18 protein-coding genes are annotated in these 20,393 nt (G+C 72.4%); 5 read left to right on the plus strand and 13 right to left on the minus strand.

Translation table 11 applies throughout. From position 1 onward, the window contains the following. Positions 1-18 precede the first annotated feature (18 nt). Positions 19-561: a bacterial proteasome activator family protein gene (locus tag ACP4J3_RS35405; protein WP_426540408.1), complete on the minus strand. Its 543-nt coding sequence runs from the start codon at positions 559-561 to the stop codon at positions 19-21. A 797-nt stretch (positions 562-1,358) separates the two neighbouring features. Between ACP4J3_RS35405 and ACP4J3_RS35410 the strand changes: the two genes are divergently transcribed. Continuing rightward, positions 1,359-2,261 carry a hypothetical protein gene (locus ACP4J3_RS35410; RefSeq protein WP_426540409.1) on the plus strand — a complete coding sequence of 301 codons (903 nt, stop codon included), beginning with the start codon at positions 1,359-1,361 and terminating at the stop codon, positions 2,259-2,261. A 327-nt stretch (positions 2,262-2,588) separates the two neighbouring features. Here ACP4J3_RS35410 and ACP4J3_RS35415 read toward each other — a convergent pair whose 3' ends face one another. Continuing rightward, entirely contained in the window at positions 2,589-3,569 is a 981-nt protein-coding gene (locus ACP4J3_RS35415) for an NAD(P)H-quinone oxidoreductase (protein WP_426540410.1), read from the minus strand. A gap of 270 nt (positions 3,570-3,839) precedes the next feature. Between ACP4J3_RS35415 and ACP4J3_RS35420 the strand changes: the two genes are divergently transcribed. Together ACP4J3_RS35420 and ACP4J3_RS35425 are read left to right on the plus strand one after the other, a co-directional pair. Beyond that, positions 3,840-4,862 carry an ATP-binding cassette domain-containing protein gene (locus ACP4J3_RS35420; protein ID WP_426540411.1) on the plus strand — a complete coding sequence of 341 codons (1,023 nt, stop codon included), beginning with the start codon at positions 3,840-3,842 and terminating at the stop codon, positions 4,860-4,862. Further along, the gene (locus ACP4J3_RS35425) at positions 4,859-5,707 is read left to right on the plus strand and encodes an ABC transporter permease (protein WP_426540412.1); all 849 of its coding nucleotides are present in this window, start codon (positions 4,859-4,861) and stop codon (positions 5,705-5,707) included. The genes ACP4J3_RS35420 and ACP4J3_RS35425 overlap by 4 nt, the downstream gene beginning before the upstream one ends. Positions 5,708-5,764: 57 nt before the next feature. Here ACP4J3_RS35425 and ACP4J3_RS35430 read toward each other — a convergent pair whose 3' ends face one another. From ACP4J3_RS35430 to pdhA, 6 genes are all read right to left on the minus strand, one after another. After that, positions 5,765-6,874, minus strand: a complete 1,110-nt coding sequence (locus ACP4J3_RS35430) for a potassium channel family protein (protein ID WP_426540413.1) — start codon at positions 6,872-6,874, stop codon at positions 5,765-5,767. Further along, positions 6,871-8,271, minus strand: a complete 1,401-nt coding sequence (locus tag ACP4J3_RS35435) for a molybdopterin molybdotransferase MoeA (protein ID WP_426540414.1) — start codon at positions 8,269-8,271, stop codon at positions 6,871-6,873. The genes ACP4J3_RS35430 and ACP4J3_RS35435 overlap by 4 nt, the downstream gene beginning before the upstream one ends. Continuing rightward, a complete protein-coding gene (locus ACP4J3_RS35440) occupies positions 8,268-9,227 on the minus strand; it encodes an NTP transferase domain-containing protein (RefSeq protein WP_426540415.1) in 960 nt (319 codons plus the stop codon). The genes ACP4J3_RS35435 and ACP4J3_RS35440 overlap by 4 nt, the downstream gene beginning before the upstream one ends. Positions 9,228-9,293: 66 nt before the next feature. After that, positions 9,294-10,652: a dihydrolipoamide acetyltransferase family protein gene (locus tag ACP4J3_RS35445; protein ID WP_426540416.1), complete on the minus strand. Its 1,359-nt coding sequence runs from the start codon at positions 10,650-10,652 to the stop codon at positions 9,294-9,296. Beyond that, positions 10,652-11,656 carry an alpha-ketoacid dehydrogenase subunit beta gene (locus ACP4J3_RS35450; protein ID WP_426540417.1) on the minus strand — a complete coding sequence of 335 codons (1,005 nt, stop codon included), beginning with the start codon at positions 11,654-11,656 and terminating at the stop codon, positions 10,652-10,654. The genes ACP4J3_RS35445 and ACP4J3_RS35450 overlap by 1 nt, the downstream gene beginning before the upstream one ends. Next, positions 11,653-12,798: a pyruvate dehydrogenase (acetyl-transferring) E1 component subunit alpha gene (pdhA, locus tag ACP4J3_RS35455; protein ID WP_426540418.1), complete on the minus strand. Its 1,146-nt coding sequence runs from the start codon at positions 12,796-12,798 to the stop codon at positions 11,653-11,655. The genes ACP4J3_RS35450 and pdhA overlap by 4 nt, the downstream gene beginning before the upstream one ends. Before the next feature lie 190 nt (positions 12,799-12,988). Here pdhA and ACP4J3_RS35460 point away from each other — a divergent pair, with 190 nt between their 5' ends. After that, the gene (locus ACP4J3_RS35460; protein ID WP_426540443.1) at positions 12,989-13,474 is read left to right on the plus strand and encodes an Lrp/AsnC family transcriptional regulator; all 486 of its coding nucleotides are present in this window, start codon (positions 12,989-12,991) and stop codon (positions 13,472-13,474) included. A gap of 7 nt (positions 13,475-13,481) precedes the next feature. Here the strand turns inward: ACP4J3_RS35460 and ACP4J3_RS35465 are convergent, their stop codons facing one another. Together ACP4J3_RS35465 and ACP4J3_RS35470 are read right to left on the minus strand one after the other, a co-directional pair. After that, positions 13,482-14,072 carry a TetR/AcrR family transcriptional regulator gene (locus ACP4J3_RS35465; RefSeq protein ID WP_426540419.1) on the minus strand — a complete coding sequence of 197 codons (591 nt, stop codon included), beginning with the start codon at positions 14,070-14,072 and terminating at the stop codon, positions 13,482-13,484. Then, positions 14,069-15,586: a 3-hydroxyacyl-CoA dehydrogenase gene (locus ACP4J3_RS35470; protein WP_426540420.1), complete on the minus strand. Its 1,518-nt coding sequence runs from the start codon at positions 15,584-15,586 to the stop codon at positions 14,069-14,071. The genes ACP4J3_RS35465 and ACP4J3_RS35470 overlap by 4 nt, the downstream gene beginning before the upstream one ends. Before the next feature lie 159 nt (positions 15,587-15,745). Here ACP4J3_RS35470 and paaN point away from each other — a divergent pair, with 159 nt between their 5' ends. Further along, a complete protein-coding gene (paaN, locus tag ACP4J3_RS35475) occupies positions 15,746-17,440 on the plus strand; it encodes a phenylacetic acid degradation protein PaaN (protein ID WP_426540421.1) in 1,695 nt (564 codons plus the stop codon). Here paaN and ACP4J3_RS35480 read toward each other — a convergent pair. From ACP4J3_RS35480 to ACP4J3_RS35490, 3 genes are read right to left on the minus strand one after another with little or no spacing between them, the layout of a single operon-like run. Then, complete coding sequence (locus tag ACP4J3_RS35480; RefSeq protein ID WP_426540422.1) at positions 17,437-18,198, minus strand: TrmH family RNA methyltransferase; 762 nt, start codon at positions 18,196-18,198, stop codon at positions 17,437-17,439. The genes paaN and ACP4J3_RS35480 overlap by 4 nt on opposite strands. Then, positions 18,195-19,421 carry an HTTM domain-containing protein gene (locus ACP4J3_RS35485; RefSeq protein WP_426540423.1) on the minus strand — a complete coding sequence of 409 codons (1,227 nt, stop codon included), beginning with the start codon at positions 19,419-19,421 and terminating at the stop codon, positions 18,195-18,197. The genes ACP4J3_RS35480 and ACP4J3_RS35485 overlap by 4 nt, the downstream gene beginning before the upstream one ends. Then, complete coding sequence (locus ACP4J3_RS35490) at positions 19,418-20,233, minus strand: DUF5819 family protein (protein WP_426540424.1); 816 nt, start codon at positions 20,231-20,233, stop codon at positions 19,418-19,420. The genes ACP4J3_RS35485 and ACP4J3_RS35490 overlap by 4 nt, the downstream gene beginning before the upstream one ends. Positions 20,234-20,393 lie beyond the last annotated feature (160 nt).

The following is a 20,393-nucleotide window of genomic DNA, read 5'->3' on the forward strand; positions in this document are numbered from 1 at the left end:
CTGATCATGGGCAGGTGGTTACAGGTACGGCCCGCCCGAGCGGCCGCCCGGGTGCTGCTCGCCCTCCTCGTGGCCACCGACGCCCGGCGGAAGGGCGCGGCGCATCTGCTCGAGCTGGGCGCGAGCGGCCATCTGCTGGGCGAAGAGCGTGGTCTGGATGCCGTGGAAGAGGCCCTCCAGCCAGCCGACCAACTGGGCCTGCGCGATACGCAGTTCCGCGTCGGACGGAGTCCCGTCGTCCGTGAAGGGCAGGGAGAGCCGCTCCAGCTCCTCGACGAGCTCCGGGGCCAGTCCGTCCTCCAGCTCCTTCACCGAGCTGGCGTGGATCTCCTTCAGCCGGACCCGGCTCGCCTCGTCCAGAGGAGCGGCGCGCACTTCTTCGAGCAACTGCTTGATCATGCTGCCGATCCGCATGACCTTCGCCGGCTGCTCGACCTGCTCCGTCACCGGGATCTCGCGGGAGTCCTCGTCTCCGTTGCCACCGCTGAGCGCCATCCCGTCCTGGCCGACGACCAGGATCTGGGGGTTCTCGGGCGACCTTTCGTTCCTCGGCATCTCCATGCCGCCATTCTCTCGCACCCGTACAGCTCATCATCGTGGTGCCCCCCGTGTGGGCTGATCCACCGTTTACGCACAACCGGTTTCCGCCACACCCCGACTACACCGACTGCCGTCCGGCCTGGCCGGCATGGTGGTCTGCGGCCGGGTCCCAGCTGTACGTGGGAGCCGGACCGGGCTGGTCGGCACGATGCACGGCGGCCGGGGCAGACCTGCACGCGGGCGCCGGACCGGCCTGGTCGGCACGATGCACGGCAGCCGGGGTCCACCTGTACGCGGGTGCTGGACCTGCCTCCTGGTCGGCAGGATGCACGGCGGCCAGGCCCTAGCCGCACAGGGGCGCCGGACCGGGCAGGTCGCCATGGTCTTCAGCGGCGGGTCCCAGCCGCACACGGGCGCCGGAGCAGCCCGGTCGGCAGGATGCACGGCGGCCAGGTCCGACCCGCACACGGGCGCCGGACCAGGCTGGTCGGCATGGTCTTCAGCGGCAGGTCCCAGCCGCACACGGGCGCCGGAGCAGCCTGGTCGACAGGATGCACTGCGGCCGGGTCCCACCCGCACACGGGCCCGGACCAGCCTGGTCGGCATGGTCTTCAGCGGCAGGTCCCAGCCGCACGCGGGCGCCGGAGCAGCCCGGTCGGCAGGATGCACTGCCGCCGGGTCCCACCCGCACACGGGCGCCGGACCAGGCTGGTCGCCATGGTCTTCAGCGGCGGGTCCCAGCCGTACGTGGGCGCTGGATTGGATCGGGTGGCGGAGTCCGGAATGCCGGGTGTGCCGGGCGCTGTGAAGGTTGTTCCATGACTTCATGGCCGGGGGCGGTGCGGGGGCGTACGCGAGCTGCTCCGAGCGGGTCGCGCGGCCTGCCGCGGCCGGCGGGGACGCTGGTCGTGGTGGTGACGGGGCTGGCCGTCGGGCTGTGGGGGGCCGGGACGTCGTACGGCGCCGATGATCCGCGGGCGGCGCGGCCATCCGGTTCCGCGGGTGTGTCGCACTCGCCCCTGGCCTCCTCCGAACCCGCGGGTTCGCCGACGGCGCCCTCCGGGATGTCGTCCGGCTCCGCGGTCGAGGGCGACGCCCGTCCTTCCTCCGACCCTCCGGGTGCGCCCGAGAGGCCGTCCGCCTCCGCCGACGGGGGCGGGGAGACCGCCGAGGAGGCATCGGAAGCCGGGGAGGAGTCCGAAACCGCGGAGGGGTCGGAAGCCGGGGAGGAGTCAGAAGCCGGGGAGGGGCCGAGTGCTCCGTCCACATCCAGCGCCCACGGGCCCACCGCCTCCTCTCCCACGCCCTCCGCCAAGCCCTCCCGGGCCGGGAGCCGGGCGGGTGAGGGCCGGGACCGGCCGGGGCGGCCCGGGCGGGTGAGGGGGCCGCTGGAGGACGAGGAGGCGGGGCGGAACAAGGGGAGAGACAGGCCTGGCCGCGAGGAGGGTGTCGGCGAGGGGCGCGACTCGGGAACGCCTGAGGAGGAGGGCGAGGGCGAGGAGGACGGCTGGGGCATGCCCGAGAGCTCGGACACGGCCGAGGCCCCCGCGCAGGACCCGGCACACCCCACCCCGCCTACCCACCCCGCACGGCACCCGGCCCCGCACGCCGGCGGCCCCACCGAGCCCGTGCTCGAACTACTGCCCCTCGGCACCGGCCTGGTACTGATCGGCCTCGGCCTGGGCCTCGCCTTCGTGGGGCTTCGGCTGCGAAGGGACTAGCGGGCGCTGTCCGGGACGGGTACGCGGCGGTGCCTTCGCTACCGGGGCGGGTGCGCACCGGCAGGTCCGACAGCACCTCGCCACCCCGACAGACGCACACCGACAGGCCGACGGCACCTTCGCCACCGCAGCAGACGCACACCGGCAGATCCGACAGCGCCCCACCACCCCGACAAGCGCACACCAGCAGATCCGACGACGCCTTTGCCACCGCGGCGGTCGCAGGGCGGACTCGGTCTCGACGTCGTCCTCACAAGCCCGCCAGTCCCACCACACGGCCCAGGTGCCCTACGGCGCGACGAGCACCTTCCCCGTCCACCAGATGCCCTACGGCGCGACGAGCAGCACCTTCCCCACGTGCCCGCTCTCCTCGAGCACCCGGTGCGCCTCCGACGCCTCGTTCATCGGCAGTTCGCGGTCGACGACGGGGCGTACGTGGCCGGCGTCCAGGAGGGGCCAGACGTGTTCGCGTACGGCCGCCACGATGGCCGCCTTCTCGGCGAGCGGACGGGCCCGCAGCGAGGTCGCGCTGATGGCGCCGCGCTTGGCAAGGAGCGCGCCGATGTTGAGCTCGCCCTTCACGCCGCCCTGCATGCCGATGATGGCGAGGCGCCCGTTGACGGCGAGGGCCTGGACATTGCGGTCGAGGTACTTGGCGCCCATGTTGTCGAGGATGACGTCGGCCCCGGCCCCGTCGGTGGCCTCCCTGACCTCGGCGACGAAGTCCTGTTCCCGGTAGTTGATCAGGATGTCGGCACCCAGCTCGGCACACCGGTCGAGCTTCTCCTTGCTGCCCGCGGTGACGGCCACCTTGGCGCCGACCGCCTTGGCGAGCTGGATGGCCATGGTGCCGATGCCGCTGGAGCCGCCGTGCACGAGCAGCGTCTCGCCGGGGCGGAGATGGGCGACCATGAACACGTTGGACCAGACCGTGCAGACCACCTCGGGCAGCGCGGCGGCCCGCGTCAGGCTCAGCCCCTTGGGCACGGGCAGCAGCTGACCGGCCGGCACGGCGACCTTCTCGGCGTAGCCGCCGCCCGCCAGCAGCGCGCACACCTCGTCGCCGACGGCCCAGCCGGAGACCCCCGGGCCGACCTCGGCGATCCGGCCGGAGCACTCCAGGCCGGGGTAGGGGGAGGTGCCGGGCGGCGGGTTGTAGAAGCCCTGGCGCTGCAGGATGTCGGCGCGGTTGACGGCCCCGGCCGTCACGTCGACCAGCACCTCGCCCTCACCGGCCACGGGGTCGGGGACCTCGACCCACGCCAGCGCCTCGGGCCCACCAGGTTCGGGAATCGTGATCGCATGCATGGGACGGACGCTACTCCTCGGCCCTCGTCCCTGGCCCTCATCCCCGGCCCTCATCCCGGCTCTCATCCCCCGGCCCTCGTCCCCCGGCCCTCATCCCCCGGCCCTCATCCCCCGGCCGCAGGTCCCTGGGACCTTCTTCCCCGGTCCCTCGGACCTTCGACGGGTCTGCCGGAAATCCCTGTGCGGAACCGATGAGTTTGCGCGACCGTAAAAGTCTCCCCATGCGTAGCCCAAAGCCGCGGAAGGACCACTCGGAAGGATCCCGACAGCATGAGCACGCAGACGACGTCCGGTCTCGCGATCGAGACCGCCGGTCTGGTGAAGACGTTCGGCGAGACGCGGGCCGTCGACGGCGTGGACCTCGCGGTTCCGGCCGGCACGGTCTACGGCGTCCTCGGCCCGAACGGCGCCGGCAAGACCACCACCGTGAAGATGCTCGCCACCCTGCTGCGACCCGACGGCGGCGAGGCCCACGTCTTCGGGCACGACGTCGTCCGCGAGGCGGACGCGGTGCGCGGCCGGGTCAGCCTGACCGGCCAGTACGCCTCCGTGGACGAGGACCTCACCGGCACCGAGAACCTGGTCCTGCTGGGCCGCCTCCTCGGACACGGCAAGCAGGCCGCGCGCGAGCGCGCCGCACAGCTTCTGGAGGCCTTCGGGCTGACGGACGCGGCCGGGAAGCAGGTCAAGAACTACTCGGGCGGCATGCGGCGCCGTATCGACATCGCCGCGTCGATCCTCAACACCCCCGACCTGCTCTTCCTCGACGAGCCCACGACCGGCCTCGATCCGCGCAGCCGCAACCAGGTGTGGGACATCGTGCGCGCGGTCGTCGCCCAGGGCACCACGGTGCTGCTGACCACGCAGTACCTGGACGAGGCCGACCAGCTCGCGTCCCGGATCGCCGTCATCGACCGCGGCAAGGTGATCGCCGAGGGGACCAAGGGCGAGCTGAAGGCGTCCGTCGGCGCCGGGTCCGTCCATCTGCGGCTGCGCGATCCGGAGCAGCGGCCGGAGGCCGAGCGGGTGCTGCGGCTGGCCCTGGACGCGGACGTGCAGTTGGAGCCGGACCCCGTGGCGCTCACCGCGCGCGTCGGTTCCGGGGCCGCGGGCGGACAGGGGGCGGCCGAGCAGGCGGGCCGGGCGCTCGCCGAGCTGGCCCGCACCGGAATCATCGTCGACAACTTCTCGCTGGGTCAGCCCAGCCTGGACGAGGTGTTCCTCGCCCTCACCGGACACGACACGCACGACGCCCACGACCACGACGCCGACAAGGACGAGGTGACGGCATGAGCACCGCGACGCAGACCGAGAGCAGGGAACTCGCCCCCGTCAGCGCCGAGTCGCTCGCCGCGCTGCTCGTCAGCAAGGAGCGCCCGCCGCGGCCCAGCGCCTGGTCGGCGTGCCTGACGTTCGGCTGGCGGGCGATACTGAAGATCAAGCACGTACCGGAGCAGCTCTTCGACGTCACCGCGTTCCCGATCATGATGGTGCTGATGTACACGTACCTGTTCGGGGGCGCCCTGGCCGGGTCCCCGAAGGAGTACATCCAGTTCCTGCTGCCGGGCATCCTGGTGATGTCGGTCGTGATGATCACCATGTACACGGGCGTCTCGGTGAACACCGACATCGAGAAGGGCGTCTTCGACCGCTTCCGCTCGCTGCCGATCTGGCGGCCGTCGACGATGGTCGGCTATCTGCTGGGTGACGCCCTGCGCTACACCATCGCGTCCGTCGTGATGCTCACCGTCGGCATCATCCTGGGCTACCGACCCGACGGCGGCGTCGGCGGAGTGCTCGCCGGGATCGCGCTGCTGGTCGCCTTCTCGTTCGCGTTCTCGTGGATCTGGACGATGTTCGGGCTGATGCTGCGCTCCGAGAAGTCGGTGATGGGCGTCAGCATGATGGTGATCTTCCCGCTCACCTTCCTGTCCAACGTCTTCGTCGAGCCCAAGACCATGCCGGGCTGGCTCCAGGCGTTCGTGAACAACAGCCCGATCACCCATCTGTCCTCGGCGGTACGCGGGTTGATGGCGGGCGACTGGCCGGCGGACGAGATCGCCTGGTCGGTGGGCTGGGCCGGACTGTTCGTGCTGGTCTTCGGGCCGATCACGATGCGGCTGTACAACCGCAAGTAGCCGGACCGGGCGTCAGGAGGTCTTGGGGGCTGTTCTGCCCCGGGGGCGCCGAGGGTGTCAGATCGGTTTCATCCCCGGGGGCAGCCGCCGCTCATCGGGTGCCACCTGACTGCCCGGCGTCGCCCGCACGATGGTGATGAGCCGGTCCGTCAACTCCAGTGTCCCGACGGCCGGATCGTCGTATCCGAGCACGCGGTGCCCGCGTACGACGCTCACCACCAGGTCGTCCAACTGCCGCGGGCTCTTGCCCGCCTCGGCCTTTATGATCGGCCGCTCGACGATGTCCAGCCCGCTGCCCTGCTGGATGAGGTCCTCAAGGACCATGCCGGCGGCGGGGCTGAGCACGGACAGGCCGAGCAGTCGCCCGGCCGCGCTGGCGCTGGTGATGACCGCGTCGGCGCCGGACTGCTTCAGCAGCGGGGCGTTCTCCTCCTCGCGGACCGCGGCCACGATCTTCGCGCCCGGGTTGAGCTGCCGGGCCGTCAGCGTCACCAGCACGGCCGTGTCGTCCCGCTGGGTCGCGATGATGATCTTCCGCGCCTTGTGCACCTCGGCCCGCCTGAGGACCTCGCTGCGCGTCGCGTCCCCCGTGACCCCGGCGTATCCGTCCGCGACGGCCGCGTCGATCACCTTGGAACTCGGGTCGACCACAACGACCTGGTCCTTCCTCAACCCGGTCGCACAGACGGTCTGGATCGCCGAACGCCCCTTGGTGCCGAAGCCGACGACGACGGTGTGATCGCGCAAGGCGGACCTCCAGCGGGTCAGTCGCCATTCCTCCCGGGTCCGCTCGGTGAGGACCTCGAGCGTGGTGCCGACCAGGATGATCAGGAACAGCACACGCATCGGTGTGATGACGAAGATGTTGGTGAGCCGGGCGGCGTCAGTGACCGGGGTGATGTCGCCGTACCCCGTGGTGGAGAGGCTGACGGTCGCGTAATAGAACGAGTCGAGGAGATCGACGGAACCGTCGGCGCTGTCGGTGTAACCGTCGCGGTCGGCATAGGTGATCAAGGCAGTGGCAACGAGCAGCGACAAGGCCAGCACGACCCGCTTGGCGAGGTGCCGGAACGGATGCTCCACGATCTTCTTCGGGAGCTTCACCCGATAGGTCTCGACCCGCTCGTCCGCCCGGCGCGCTATGGCGTCCTGGCCCGGAAGTTTCACGTGAAACACACCTCGATGCCGGCACTCGCCCAGGGCAGATCGAGCAGTTCGGTCTCCTGACCCGCACCCGCTCCGCCCGGCGGTACGACCGCGATGGCGTCGGCCGCCGCCATGCCCCGCAGCATGGCCGGCCCCTGGTAGTGCAACGGCACGGCGTGATCGCCGCGCAGCACGACGGGGATGAGCCGGGTGTCGTACGGATGCCCGTGCGCCGCCTCCTTCAGGGGCAGCGCGTACGCCTCCGGAGCGGGGCGAGCCGCGAGGGTGCGCAGCATGGGTTCGGCCAGGGTGAGCAGGCCGGAGACGGCGGCCAGGGGGTTGCCGGGCAGCCCGACGAGGTGCTGGTCCTCCTTGATGCGGGCCAGCAGCATGGGGTGGCCGGGGCGCACTTTGACGCCGTCCACGAGGAGTTCGGCGCCGATGCGTCGCAGGATGGGGTGGACGTGGTCGACGGGACCGGCCGCGGTACCGCCCGTGGTGACGATGAGGTCGGCATCGGACTTGGTGAGGGCCTTGTGCAGGGCCTTGGCGTCGTCGCCCAGCCGGCGCACGGCGGTGACATCGGCGCCGAGTGCGCGCAGCCAGGGCGGGAGCATCGGGCCGAGGGCGTCCCGGATGAGCCCGTCGTGCGGGCGCCCTTCGGTGAGCAATTCGTCGCCGAGGACGAGGACTTCGACGCGGGGCCGGGGTACGGCGGTGACGGTGTCGTATCCGGCGGCGGCCGCCAGGCCCAGCACCGCCGGGGTCACCAGGGTGCCGACGGCGAGCAGTTGATCGCCGTTGCGGCACTCCTGGCCGCGTGGACGGATGTCCTGGCCGGGCTGGACCTCCCGGGTGGCGTGCAGATGGCCCTTGGCGTCCGTGCGGCCGTGCTCGCTGCGCAGGACGGCGGTGGTGTCCGGGGGGATACGGGCGCCGGTCGCGATACGGGCGGCCTCGCCGTCGGTGAGCGGCTCGGGCTCGGCGTGCCCGGCCAGCACGCCTTCCTCCCGTACGTCCCAGGGGCCGGGTCCCGCGACCGCCCAGCCGTCCATCGCGGAGGTGTCGAAGGAGGGCAGGTCGGTCAGGGCGGTGAGGGGTGCCGCCAGGGTGAGGCCGAGGGCGGCGTCGAGAGGGACGGAGACAGCGGCGCGGCGGGCGGCCCGGGTGGTGGCGCGGGCGGCGCGGGCGGCGATGTCCCGGGCTTCGGGCCATGGGGTGGCCTTGTGGTGGCGGTCGGGGTTGTCGCGGTCCGGCTTGTGGTGCTCGGACCCGGGGGAGCCCTGGGGGTGCGGGGTGGCGGCGGGCATGTGATCGCCTGGGGTGCGGTGGCCGTTGGTCTCGTTCACGAGGGCGAGCACCTCCTCGACGTCGAGGTCCTCGGCGTCCTCGTCCGTGCGGGCGCCGCGGGCGGTCATCCGGCGTCCGGGCGGGTGTCGGGCGTGGCGTCGGGGGCCTGGTCGGACTTGGCCGCCGCGGCCTCCTCCGCCCAGCGCAGGGCGAGCGCGGCGGCCTTGCGGGACGCCTCCGCGACGGCTTCCGGGCCTCCCTGGCCCCCCTTGGCCTGCGCGGCCGCGTATCCGACGAGGAAGGTGGTCAGCGGGGCCGCCGGCCGCGCCACGCCGTGGGCGGCGTCGCGGGCGAGGTCCAGCAGCAGCTTGGTGTCGACGTCGAGGTCGAGGCCCAGTTCGTCCTTGACTGCGGAAATCCATTCATCCAACACGTGCCCATGCTCCCTGATGCGTGCCCTGGCGGTGGCGATGTCGTCCCAGGTGTCGCAGTCGAAGGACGCGACGGGGTCGGGGACTCGGGTGAGGTCGAGAGCGCCGGTCAGCCGGCGCAGGGGGAGGCCGGTGAGGCCGTCGTGCCCGCGGGCGAGCGCGGCCAGTTCGCGGCGCAGCGCGGACGCGCGGTAGGCGGCGACGAGGGGCTGGTCGCGCCCGTCGGCATCGGTGAGCAGCACGCCGTCGGTATCGCCGGCGCGCAGGGCGGCCAGCAGCCGCCGTACCGTGCCCTCGTCGAGGAAAGGCAGGTCGGCCGAGAGGACGACGACCGACTCCGCCGTGGTGTGCCGCAGCCCGGCTCCGAGGGCGGCCAGCGGGCCGCCGCCGGGCGGATCCTCGCGCGCCCAGGTCACCGCTCGCGCGGCGGGCCGGGGGTCGGCGACGACGACGGTGGTGCGCGCGTCGGCGCAGGCCGCGAGCACCCGGTCGAGCAGCGGCCGCCCGCCGACGCGCACACCGGGCTTGTCCACACCGCCGAGCCGCCGCGCGGCCCCGCCGGCGAGGACCACGGCGTCGTACCCGACGCCCCGCCCGGCGTCGTGCCGTGCGTCGCCGGGGTCTTGCGCGCCCGTCGGTTCGTACGCGGTCATCCCCCGAGTATGCGTGCCCCGGCGATCACAGGGAACGCGGGGGATGCGGCGGAGTCGGCCGAGGTGTCACAGCGTGCGCAGCAGCACCGCCGGCTGTTCCACGCAGTCCGCCACATGGCGCAGGAAGCCGCCCGCGGTGCCGCCGTCGCAGACCCGGTGGTCGAAGGTGAGCGAGAGCTCGACGACCTGGCGCACGGCCAGCTCGCCCTCGTGCACCCACGGCTTGGGGATGATGCGGCCGACGCCGAGCATCGCGGCCTCGGGGTGGTTGATGATCGGCGTGGAGCCGTCGACGCCGAACACTCCGTAGTTGTTCAACGTGAAGGTCCCGCCGGTGAGTTCCGCCGGTGTGAGGGTGCCCGCGCGGGCCGCCTCGGTCAGCCGGGCGAACTCCGCGGTCAGCGACTCCGCGTCGCGCGCGTGGGCGTCCCGTACCACCGGGACGACGAGTCCCCGCTCGGTCTGTGCGGCGAACCCGAGGTGCACATGGTCGAGCTGGACGACCTCCCGGGCCTCCATGTCGACCGTGGAGTTCAGCTCGGGGAACCGGGCCAGCGCGGCGGTGCAGATACGGGCCAGCAGGGCGAGCAGGGAGATCTTCGGTCCCCCGGCGGCGTTCATCGCGGTGCGCGCCCGCATCAGCTCCGTCGCGTCCGCGTCCACCCAGCAGGTGGCGTCCGGGATCTCCCGCCGGCTGCGGGAGAGCTTGTCGGCCACGGCACCGCGGACGCCCTTGAGGGGGACGCGGAGGCCGGAGGGGGGCGCGGAGGAGCGGACGGGGGCGTGCGCGGGCGGTACGGCGGCGGAGGGGGCCGGGGCCGGCGCCGCGTGGGTGTGCGGTTCGGCCGACGGCGTGGCGGGGCGTCCCCGTGCTGCGGCCGCACGCAGGGCGTACTCGACGTCGGCCCGCATGATCAGCCCGTCGGGTCCGGAGCCGTGCAGCTCCCGCAGATCGAGACCGTTCTCCCGGGCGAGCCGGCGGACGAGGGGTGAGATGACCGGCACGGGTCCCTCGGGCACCTCCTGGGCGGTCGCCTTGCCGTTGGCCGGCACGGGTTCCACGGGAACCGCGGGCACCGACTCCCCCGGCCGCACCCTGCGCCGCCGCGCCGGGGCCTGCGAGGTGCCGTATCCCACCAGCACGTTCCCGGAGCCCTCGGTCTCGTCGGCGAGGGCCGGCGCGCCCACCGCCACGGTCAGCAGCGGCGCCCCGACGGGCAGTTCGGTGCCCTCCTCGCCGAAGCGGGCCGTGACCACGCCGGCGTAGGGGCAGGGGACGTCGACCATCGCCTTGGCCGTCTCGACCTCGACGACCGGCTGGTCGACGGCGACGACATCGCCGACCTGGACCAGCCAGCGCACGATCTCCGCCTCGGTCAGGCCCTCGCCGAGATCCGGCAGCCTGAACTCCAGCACCTGGGCCATCAGCTCTCCGCCTCCCACTGCAGACGCCCCACGGCGTCCAGGATCCGGTCCACGCCGGGCAGGTGATGACGCTCCAGCATCGGCGGCGGGTAGGGAAGGTCGAACCCGGCCACGCGCAGCACCGGCGCCTCCAGGTGGTGGAAGCAGCGCTCCGTGACCCGGGCCGCGATCTCCCCTCCCGGTCCGCCGAACCCGCCCGACTCGTGCACGACGACCGCCCGTCCGGTCCGCCGTACCGAGGCGGCGACCGTCTCGTCGTCGAACGGCACCAGCGAGCGCAGGTCGACGATCTCCAGGTCCCAGCCCTCGTCCCGGGCCGCCTCGGCGGCTTCGAGGCAGACCGGCACGGACGGTCCGTACGTGATGAGCGTGGCGCTCCTCCCCGAGCGCCGCACCACCGCGCGGCCGATCGGTTCAACGCTTTGCGGGTCGTCCGGGTTCCAGGAGTCCTTCGACCAGTACAGCCGCTTGGGCTCCAGGAAGACGACCGGGTCGTCGGAGGCGATGGCGGCGCGCAGCAGGCCGTAGGCGTCGGCCACGGTCGCGGGCGTGACTACATGGAGCCCCGGAGTCGCCATGTAGTACGCCTCGGAGGAGTCGCTGTGGTGCTCGACGCCGCCGATGCCGCCGCCGTAGGGGACGCGGATGGTGATCGGGAGCGGCATCTTGCCGCGGGTGCGGTTGCGCATGCGTGAGACGTGCGAGATGAGCTGCTCGAACGCCGGGTAGGCGAAGGCGTCGAACTGCATCTCCACGACCGGGCGCATGCCGTACATGGCCATGCCGACCGCGGTGCCGAGGATGCCCGCCTCGGCCAGCGGGGTGTCCGTGCACCGGTCCTCGCCGAACTCCTTGGCGAGACCGTCGGTGACGCGGAAGACGCCGCCGAGGGTGCCGACGTCCTCGCCCATGACGTGGACGGCCGGGTCGGCGGCCATGGCGTCGCGCAACGCGCGCGTGAGGGCCTGCGCCATGGTGGCCGGCTTGACGGCGACGGTGGTCATCGGTGCGCACCTTCCTGATGGCCGTGCTCGGCGTCGAGCTCGGCGCGCAACTGGACCTGCTGCTCGCGCAGTTGTGGGGTGGGCTCGGCGTACACGTGCGTGAACAGGTCCATCGGGTCCAGCGCCGGGTCCTGGTTCATGCGCTCGCGCAGATCGGCGGCCATCGCCTCGGCGGCGTCCCGGGCGGCCTGCCGGCCGGCCTCGTCGAGCAGGCCGCGCTCGGTCAGCTCGTGCTCCAGGAGGGCGATCGGGTCGTGCCCGCGCCAGGTCTCGACCTCGGAGTCACCGCGGTAGCGGGTGGCGTCGTCGGCGTTGGTGTGGGCGTCGATGCGATAGGTGATCGCCTCGATCAGCGTCGGTCCGCCGCCCGCGCGGGCGTGCCGTACAGCGTCGGCGACGACCTCGTGCACGGCGGCCGCGTCGTTGCCGTCGACCAGGCGGCCGGGCATGCCGTAGCCGACGGCCTTGTGGGCCAGCGACGGGGCCGCGGTCTGCTTGGCGAGCGGGACGGAGATCGCGAAGCCGTTGTTCTGGACGAGGAAGACGACCGGCGCCTGCCATACGGCGGCGAAGTTCAGCGCCTCGTGGAAGTCGCCCTCGCTGGTGCCGCCGTCGCCGACCATGGCGAGCGCGACCACGTCGTCGCCCTTGAGGCGGGCGGCGTGCGCGAGGCCGACGGCGTGCGGGAGCTGGGTGGCGAGCGGCGTGCACAGCGGGGCCACGCGGTGCTCGTAGGGGTCGTAGCCGGTGTGCCAGTCGCCGCGCAGCAGGGTCAGGGCCTCGACGGGGTCCACGCCGCGGGCGACGGCCGCGAGGGTGTCGCGGTAGCTCGGGAAGAGCCAGTCGCGCTCCTGCAGGGCCAGCGCGGCGGCGACCTCGCAGGCCTCCTGACCGGTGCTGGACGGGTAGACGGCGAGGCGGCCCTGCTTGGTGAGCGCGGTCGCCTGCGCGTTGTACCGGCGCCCTCGCACCAGCTCGGCGTACAGCTTGCGCAGCAGATCCGGGTCGGCCTTCGCGGCGGCCTCGGTGCCGAGGACGCGGTGGGGCTCGGCGTCGGGCAGCAGCGGCGCGGGGTCCATACGGGGCTGCCAGGCGGGCGGCGGCGATGGCCGGTACGCGCCTCGCTGCTCCATGACCGTCATGACGGCACCTCCTCGTGGGAGCGGCTACGGGAGGCGCGGCTCCTGTGACACGCCTCACCTACCGATTGTTCGGTCGTCGGCACATTTTGGCTACAGGCCCCCTCAGGCTGTGGACAAACGGTTCTCCACAGCCTGCAATGAACGCAGTACGTCCACGGAGGGAAGGTAGGGGGACATGGCGCCTGAACAAATGGCCGAGAGCCCGCAGGACGGCGTCCCCCAATCGCCGCCCCGTCCGCTCGACGCCATCGATCAGGACATCCTGCAGATGCTCCAGGCGGACGGCCGCGCGTCCATACGGTCGGTCGCCGAACGGGTCCATGTCTCGCGCGCCAACGCCTACGCCCGTATCAACCGCCTCATCGAGGACGGCGTCATCCGCGGCTTCGGCGCCCGCGTCAACCACGAACGCGCCGGCCAGGGCACCTCGGCGTACATCACCCTGAAGATCGTCCAGAACACCTGGCGCGCGGTCCGCGAACAGCTCCGGCAGCTCCCCGGCGCCTCCCACATCGCCCTGGTCGGCGGCGACTTCGACGTCCTGCTGCTGGTGCACACCCCCGACAACCGCTCCCTGCGCGAACTGGTCCTCACCCGTCTCCAGGCGATCCCCGAGGTCCTCAGCACACGCACCCTGCTGGTGTTCGAGGAGGAGGACCTGGAGCCGCAGGGGTGAACACCCGTCAGTGCTCCTGCCGCAACCCCCCGAAGACCAGCCGCACGACGGTGTCGGCCACCTCGCGTTCGCTCATGCCCCGGCCGTCCGGGCGGTACCACTCCACGATCGAGTTGATCATCCCGAAGACGAGCCGGGTGGCGAGCCGTACCTCCACGTCGGCGCGCACCTCCCCGTCCGCGGCGGCCGCCTTGAGCAGTGCGGCGACCTGGTGGTCGAAGTCGCGGCGGCGCTCCAGCGCCCAGCGCTCGGTGTCGGTGTTGCCGCGCACGCGCAGCAGCAACGTGACGTACGGCAGCTCGGTTATGAGCACCTCCACCATGCGCCGGACCACGTACTCCAGGCGGTCGGCGGCGTGCCCCACGCGCGCGTGCTCCTCGTCGAGGATGCCGAAGAGCCCGTCCAGGGCACGGCTGACGGCGCGGCGCAGCAGCTCCTCCTTGCCCGTGACGTGGTGGTAGATCGACGACTTGGAGATGCCGGCCGCTCTGGAGAGGTGCTCCATGGAGGTGCCGTCGTAGCCGCGCTCGTTGAAGACCCGCACGGCCACGGAGAGCAGCGTCTGAGGGGTGTACGTGTCGCGCTTGGCGGTGGTCATGAGGTGCTGCCCTCCCGCTTGTCGGAGGCGTAGGCGTGGCGGTACAGCGCGAGGGACGGCGCGTATCGACCGGACGGCTCGCGTACGTGCAGCTCGTCCAGGACGTCGTAGGCCCAGCCGCGGCCGAGCCTGCGGCTCCACTCGAAGGGCCCCACGGGGTAGTTGACGCCGAGCCGCATCGCGGTGTCGATGTCCTCCTCGGTGGCCACGCCCTTGGCGACGGCGTCGTGCGCCAGGTCGACGATCCTCGCGACCGTGCGGGCGACGATCATGCCGGGGACGTCGCCGATGACGCTGACCTGCTTGCCGAGCGCCTGGAAGAGCCCGGTGGCCTCGGCGAGGGTCCCCGGCGAGGTGTCCTGGGAGGCGGACAGGGCGATGCGGGTGGCCCGGCGGTAGTCGAGGGCGAGGTCGAAGTAGACGACGTCCCGGAACTCCACCGACGTCTGGCCGTCGGCGAGCGCGAGCTGGCCGCCGCTGGGCAGCACCAGGCGGGTGCCGTGGTCCTCGTCCTCCTCGCGCACCGGGATGCCCGCCTCGCGGATCAGCGCGAGCAGCTCGGCGGCGGGGCCCAGGGTGCCCTCGGCGACGACGTAGGCGGGCTGCGGCTGCTGCTCGGCGGTGTGCGGCTCGCCCCGTTCGGCGGCCTCGCCGTAGTCGTACCAGCCGTGCCCGCTCTTGCGGCCGAGCCGGCCGGACTCGACCAGGCGACGCTGGGCGAGGGACGGCGTGAAGCGCATGTCCTGGAAGAAGGACTCCCACACCGAGCGGGTGACGGACTCGTTGACGTCCTGCCCGATGAGGTCGGTCAGCTCGAACGCGCCCATCTTGAACCCGCCGCACTCGCGCAGCACCGCGTCGATGGTGGCGGGGTCGGCCCCTTGCGCCTCGTAGACCGCAAAGGCCTCGGCGTAGAAGGGCCGCGCGATGCGGTTGACGATGAAGCCGGGGGTGTCGGCGCAGGCGACCGGCGTCTTGCCCCAGGCGCGTGCCGTCTCGTACGCGCGCGTGGCGTACGTGACGTCGGTGGCGAACCCGGAGACGACCTCGACCAGCGGCATGAGCGGCGCCGGGTTGAAGAAGTGCAGGCCGGCGAAGCGGCCGGGGTTGGCCAGGGCACCGCCGATCGCCGTGACGGACAGGGATGAGGTGTTGGTGGCGAGCAGGCAGTCCTCGCCGACGATGCCCTCCAGCTCGCGCAGCAGCTTCTGCTTGACGGCGAGGCGCTCCACGACGGCCTCGACGACCAGGGCGCAGTCCGCGAGGTCGGTGAGGGCCTCGGTCGGCAGCAGCCGGGCGCGGGCCGCGTCGCGGTCGGCGCCGGTGAGCCGGTCCTTCTCGACGAGCCGGTCGAGGCGGGCGCCGATCCTGTCGGCCGCGTCCCTGGCGCGCCCGGGAACGGCGTCGTACAGCCGTACGGGATGGCCCGCCACCAGCGCGACCTGGGCGATGCCCTGGCCCATGGTGCCCGTGCCGACGACGGCCACGGGGCTGCTGAGGTCGAGTGCTGTCATGTGCGCGATCCTCCCGCACGGGGTTTTCCACAGATGCGGCGGACCCCCTTGAACCGACCGATCGTTCGGTTACTCTAACTCTGACTGGCTGTTTCTGCCCATGTTCCGCCCAGGTCATGAGCTCGACGGAGAGCTCAGGAAACGAGGAGTTGGTCCCGCATGGCCACCGTCGAACTGACCGCCCACGAGCTGATCGCCCAGCACCGGCCCACCCTCGACCAGGCGCTGGAAGCGATCCGCACGCGCGCGTACTGGTCGCCGCACCCCGAGCACCCCAAGGCCTACGGCGAGAACGGCAGCCTGGACGCGGCGGCGGGCAAGGCCGCCTTCGACGCCCTCCTGGGCAACCGGCTCGACCTCGGCCAGGCCGGCACCGACGACTGGGTGGGCGGCGAGGTCTCCCCCTACGGCATCGAGCTGGGCGTCGAGTACCCGCACCCGGACATCGACCTGCTGCTGCCCGCCATGAAGGCCGGACAGCGCGAGTGGCGGGACGCGGGCGCGGAGATGCGCGCGGTGGTGTGCCTGGAGATCCTCAAGCGGATCAGCGACCGGACGCACGAGTTCGCGCACGCGGTCATGCACACCTCCGGCCAGGCGTTCATGATGGCGTTCCAGGCGGGCGGCCCGCACGCGCAGGACCGCGGCCTGGAGGCGGTGGCGTACGCGTACGTCGAGCAGGTCCGCACCCCCGACACCGCGGAGTGGACCAAGCCGCAGGGCAAGCGCGACCCGCTGGCGCTGAACAAGCAGTTCACGCCGGTCCCGCGCGGCATCGCCCTGCTCGTCGGCTGCAACACCTTCCCGACCTGGAACGGCTACCCGGGCCTGTTCGCCTCCCTCGCCACCGGCAACGCGGTCCTGGTCAAGCCCCACCCGCGCGCGGTGCTGCCGCTCGCGCTCACCGTGCAGGTCGCCCGGCAGGTGCTCGGCGAGGCGGGCTTCGACCCGAACCTGGTCGCGCTGGCCGCCGAGCGCCCCGGCGAGGGCATCGCGAAGACCCTGGCCCTCCGCCCGGAGATCCGGATCATCGACTACACCGGCTCGACCGTGTTCGGCGACTGGCTGGAGGCCAACGCCCGCCAGGCGCAGGTCTACACGGAGAAGGCCGGCGTCAACACGGTGATCGTCGAGTCGACGGACAACTACAAGGGAATGCTGTCCAACCTGGCCTTCTCCCTCTCCCTGTACAGCGGCCAGATGTGCACCACCCCGCAGAACCTGCTCGTCCCCCGCGACGGCATCCGCACCGACGAGGGCCCCAAGACCTACGACGAGGTCGTCGCCGACCTCTCGCGCGCGGTCGACGGCCTCCTCGGCGACGACGCCCGCGCGAACGCGCTGCTCGGCGCGATCGTCAACCCGGATGTGAAGGCACGCCTGGAGGCCGCGGCCGGGCTGGGCGAAGTCGCCCTCGCCTCGCGGGAGATCGCCAATCCGGAGTTCCCGGACGCGGTGGTGCGCACCCCGGTGATCGTGAAGCTGGACGGGGCCAAGCCGGACGACGAGGCCGCGTACATGAGCGAGTGCTTCGGGCCGGTGTCGTTCGCCGTGGCGGTCGACTCGGCGGCGGACGCGGTGGAGTTGCTGCGGCGGACCGTGCGGGAGAAGGGCGCGATGACCGTCGGGGCGTACACCACCGACGACGAGGTCGAGCAGGCCGTACAGGAGGCGTGCCTGGAGGAGGCGGCCCAGTTGTCGCTGAACCTCACGGGCGGGGTGTACGTCAACCAGACGGCCGCGTTCTCCGACTTCCACGGGTCGGGCGGCAACCCGGCGGCGAACTCGGCGCTGTGTGACGGCGCGTTCGTGGCGAACCGGTTCCGGGTCATCGAGGTGCGTCGGGAGGCCTAAACGCTCTGACCGCTCTGACCGCCCTGATCGCTGCCGAGGCTCCAGTGGTACAGCGTCATCGCCACGCTCGTCGCCAGGTTGTAGCTGGAGACCTGGGGGCGCATCGGCAGCGCCACCAAATGGTCGGCACGCGCGCGTAGTTCGGCCGACAGGCCGCTGCGCTCCGACCCGAAAGCGAGGACGGCGTCGTCCGGGAGCTTGGTGCCCCGGATGTCGTCGCCCTCCGGGTCGAGCGCGAAGAGCGGGCCGGGCGGCAGCTCGGCCACCGCCAGCCGCTCCACCGCGGTCGCGAAGTGCAGGCCCGCCCCACCGCGCACGACCGTCGGATGCCAGGGGTCCAGCGTGCCGGTGGTGACCACGCCGGTCGCGCCGAAACCGGCGGCCAGGCGGATCACCGCGCCCGCGTTGCCGAGGTTGCGGGGGTTGTCGAGGACCACGACCGGGGCGGTGCGCGGGGTGCGCGCCAGCTTGTCGAGGTTGGCCGCGCGGGACGGACGTACCGCCAACGCGGCCACCGCGGTGGGGTGCGGGCGCGGGACGAGGGAGGCATACGTCGCCTCCGGGACCTCGGTCAGCAGCGCGTCCAGGGCGTCCCGTACGTCCGGTGCCAGCTCGTCGGCGAGGGCGAGCGCGGCCTCCCGGTCGACGGTGACCGCGACCGGGACCTCGGCTCCGAAGCGCACGGCGTGCTTGAGGGCGTGGAAGCCGTCGAGCAGTACGGCCGCCTGGGCGAGCCGGTTCCAGGTGGTCACGGTCATGCCGTGAAGCCTACGTGCGCGTGCTCGGGGTTCTCCGGGGTGCGCGGCTCGGGCGGCCCCGTACGGTCCTCACCGCGCCGCACCAGACGCGAGAGCCGTCCACGCGCGCGTGCCGTCCAGCTTCCCAGACGGCGCAGGAACGTCGTCGGCAGGAAGACCGCGTCCGCCGCGATCATGGCCAGGGAGAAGAACGGCAGGCCGAGGACTATCGCGATCACGGCGTGCTCGATGATCATCGCGCCGAGGAGGACGTTCTTGACCCGCCGGTTGAACAGCGTGAACGGGAAGGCGACCTGCACGATGACCGTGCCGTAGGTGATGAGCATCACCATGGCACCGCTGGAGGACAGCAGGTCGGCGAGGGCGGGCCAAGGCGAGAAGTAGTCGAGGTGCAGCGGGTAGTAGACGGCGGTGCCGTCCTGCCAGCGCGTGCCCTGGATCTTGTACCAGCCGGCGGTGGCGTAGATCAGGCACGCCTCAGCCATGATCACCAGCAGGGCGCCGTTGTGCACGATGTTGCCGATGACGTCGAGCAGGATGCGCGGCTGCGCGGTGCGCGCGCGGCGGCCGACGATCCACCACACGCCCAGTGCCGTCCAGACCAGCCACAGGATCACCGGCACCGTCGGATCGCCGTCCAGGCGGCCCGTCGCGGTCACCGCGACCAGCGCGAGCCCCAACACGCCCCACAGGGCCGGGCCCACCCGGTCCGGCGCGATCCGCTCGCCACGCGCGCGTGCCTCGCGCCCGCGCCGCGCCCTGCGCTCGTCCAGCGACCAGACCTGGCCGCAGCGCGTGAAGACGAGGTAGACGCACATCAGGTGCAGCACGTTGTCGCCGCCGTCGCCCATGAAGACGGAGCGGTTCTGCAGCGAGAGCACCCCGACCATGAACAGCACGGACATCGTGCGGGTGCGCCAGCCGAGCAGCAGCAGGACGCTGGTCAGCACGGCGAAGACGTAGACGCCTTCGAACCACAGCCCGTCGCTCGACCAGATCAGGGCGGTGAAGGAGCCGTTCGTCCCGATGAGCTGCTGGGCGAGGTCGAAGTCCCAGGGGCCGTCGGGGCCGTACAGCTCATGGCGGTGGGGGAGCTCGCGCAGCAGGAACAGCAGCCAGGTCGCGGTGAAGCCGATGCGGATCACGGCCGCCTGGTACGGGCCCAGGGCGGACTCGGTGACGCGGGCGATGGCGGAGGAGACCGCGAGGGCGAAGCGGGTCACCGGGCGGCTCCCGCTGTCTCGTCGTCCGGGATCGACCACCAGGGCAGCACCCGGTAGGTCGCCTTGCCGGAGATCTGCTCGTCGCTCCACTTCGGCGGGGGCACATTGGTGGTGCGGGAGCGGACCTGGACGCGTTCGACGACGCCACCGTCCCCGGCCGCGTTCGCGCGGTCGAGGCGCGAGTGCACTATGTGCCGCAGGTAGGTCTCGGACAGGGCGCCGCGCAGTCCCACGGGACGGTTCTCGGCGTCATGCGTGGCGACGAAGAAGTCCCAGGCCCGGCGCAGCTCGTTCTGCTGGGTGTGGCTGGGCAGCAGATTGCCGTCGATGGCCCGGCCGTCCTGGGCGGACAGGTCGTACCAGCCGGTGATGCGGGTGCCGCCGCCGGCCGTGTCGACCTCGGCGCGCACCTGCACCGCGATGTTCTGCTGGAGCGGGTTGGGGGCGAACAGCTTCCAGTTCTGCTCGAACTCCGGATATATCCAGTCGTCGATCGCCTTGCCGTGCTGCTTGGTGACCGTGTTCGGCGGGGCGACATGCAGAAAGACCATGCCGATGTGGACACAGACGCCGATGGCCACGACCGCGAGGGCCAGCGCGGCGCCGATCTGGTAGCGCAGGGAGAGGGCGGCGACGCCCGTGCGAGGTTCCGGTTCGGGCGGCGGCGGGGCGGCGGGAGACTCGCCGAAGGGCAGGGGCGCGTCGGCGGGCAGAGGCGCATCGACGGGCAGAGGCGGCTCGGCGGGCGGCGCGGGCTGCGACTCCTCGCGCGCCCCCTGCCGGGCGGCCGAGCCTGCGTCGTACGCGTCCATCCTGTCCCGTTCCCCGATTCCGGTTCGTCCTGTCTCGTCGCTCGCACGGGAACGGTACTCAGGCCCACCCGCCGGGCACAGCCCCTTGTCGGGCCGCCGTTGCCCACACCCTACGGGGGCCCCACCGACCCCTGGCCGGCGCGCGGCGGGCCCTCACGGG

Source organism: Streptomyces sp. UG1, from assembly GCF_049974585.1.
Taxonomy (GTDB): Bacteria; Actinomycetota; Actinomycetes; order Streptomycetales; family Streptomycetaceae; genus Streptomyces.

Excerpts from the sequence above, each read along its gene's own strand:
- ACP4J3_RS35405 (WP_426540408.1), bottom strand. The coding sequence starts at position 561 with ATGGAGATGCCGAGGAACGAAAGGTCGCCCGAGAACCCCCAGATCCTG.
- ACP4J3_RS35410 (WP_426540409.1), top strand. The coding sequence starts at position 1,359 with ATGACTTCATGGCCGGGGGCGGTGCGGGGGCGTACGCGAGCTGCTCCG.
- ACP4J3_RS35415 (WP_426540410.1), bottom strand. The coding sequence starts at position 3,569 with ATGCATGCGATCACGATTCCCGAACCTGGTGGGCCCGAGGCGCTGGCG.
- ACP4J3_RS35420 (WP_426540411.1), top strand. The coding sequence starts at position 3,840 with ATGAGCACGCAGACGACGTCCGGTCTCGCGATCGAGACCGCCGGTCTG.
- ACP4J3_RS35425 (WP_426540412.1), top strand. The coding sequence starts at position 4,859 with ATGAGCACCGCGACGCAGACCGAGAGCAGGGAACTCGCCCCCGTCAGC.
- ACP4J3_RS35435 (WP_426540414.1), bottom strand. The coding sequence starts at position 8,271 with ATGACCGCCCGCGGCGCCCGCACGGACGAGGACGCCGAGGACCTCGAC.
- ACP4J3_RS35440 (WP_426540415.1), bottom strand. The coding sequence starts at position 9,227 with ATGACCGCGTACGAACCGACGGGCGCGCAAGACCCCGGCGACGCACGG.
- ACP4J3_RS35445 (WP_426540416.1), bottom strand. The coding sequence starts at position 10,652 with ATGGCCCAGGTGCTGGAGTTCAGGCTGCCGGATCTCGGCGAGGGCCTG.
- ACP4J3_RS35450 (WP_426540417.1), bottom strand. The coding sequence starts at position 11,656 with ATGACCACCGTCGCCGTCAAGCCGGCCACCATGGCGCAGGCCCTCACG.
- pdhA (WP_426540418.1), bottom strand. The coding sequence starts at position 12,798 with ATGACGGTCATGGAGCAGCGAGGCGCGTACCGGCCATCGCCGCCGCCC.
- ACP4J3_RS35460 (WP_426540443.1), top strand. The coding sequence starts at position 12,989 with ATGGCCGAGAGCCCGCAGGACGGCGTCCCCCAATCGCCGCCCCGTCCG.
- ACP4J3_RS35465 (WP_426540419.1), bottom strand. The coding sequence starts at position 14,072 with ATGACCACCGCCAAGCGCGACACGTACACCCCTCAGACGCTGCTCTCC.
- ACP4J3_RS35470 (WP_426540420.1), bottom strand. The coding sequence starts at position 15,586 with ATGACAGCACTCGACCTCAGCAGCCCCGTGGCCGTCGTCGGCACGGGC.
- paaN (WP_426540421.1), top strand. The coding sequence starts at position 15,746 with ATGGCCACCGTCGAACTGACCGCCCACGAGCTGATCGCCCAGCACCGG.
- ACP4J3_RS35480 (WP_426540422.1), bottom strand. The coding sequence starts at position 18,198 with ATGACCGTGACCACCTGGAACCGGCTCGCCCAGGCGGCCGTACTGCTC.
- ACP4J3_RS35490 (WP_426540424.1), bottom strand. The coding sequence starts at position 20,233 with ATGGACGCGTACGACGCAGGCTCGGCCGCCCGGCAGGGGGCGCGCGAG.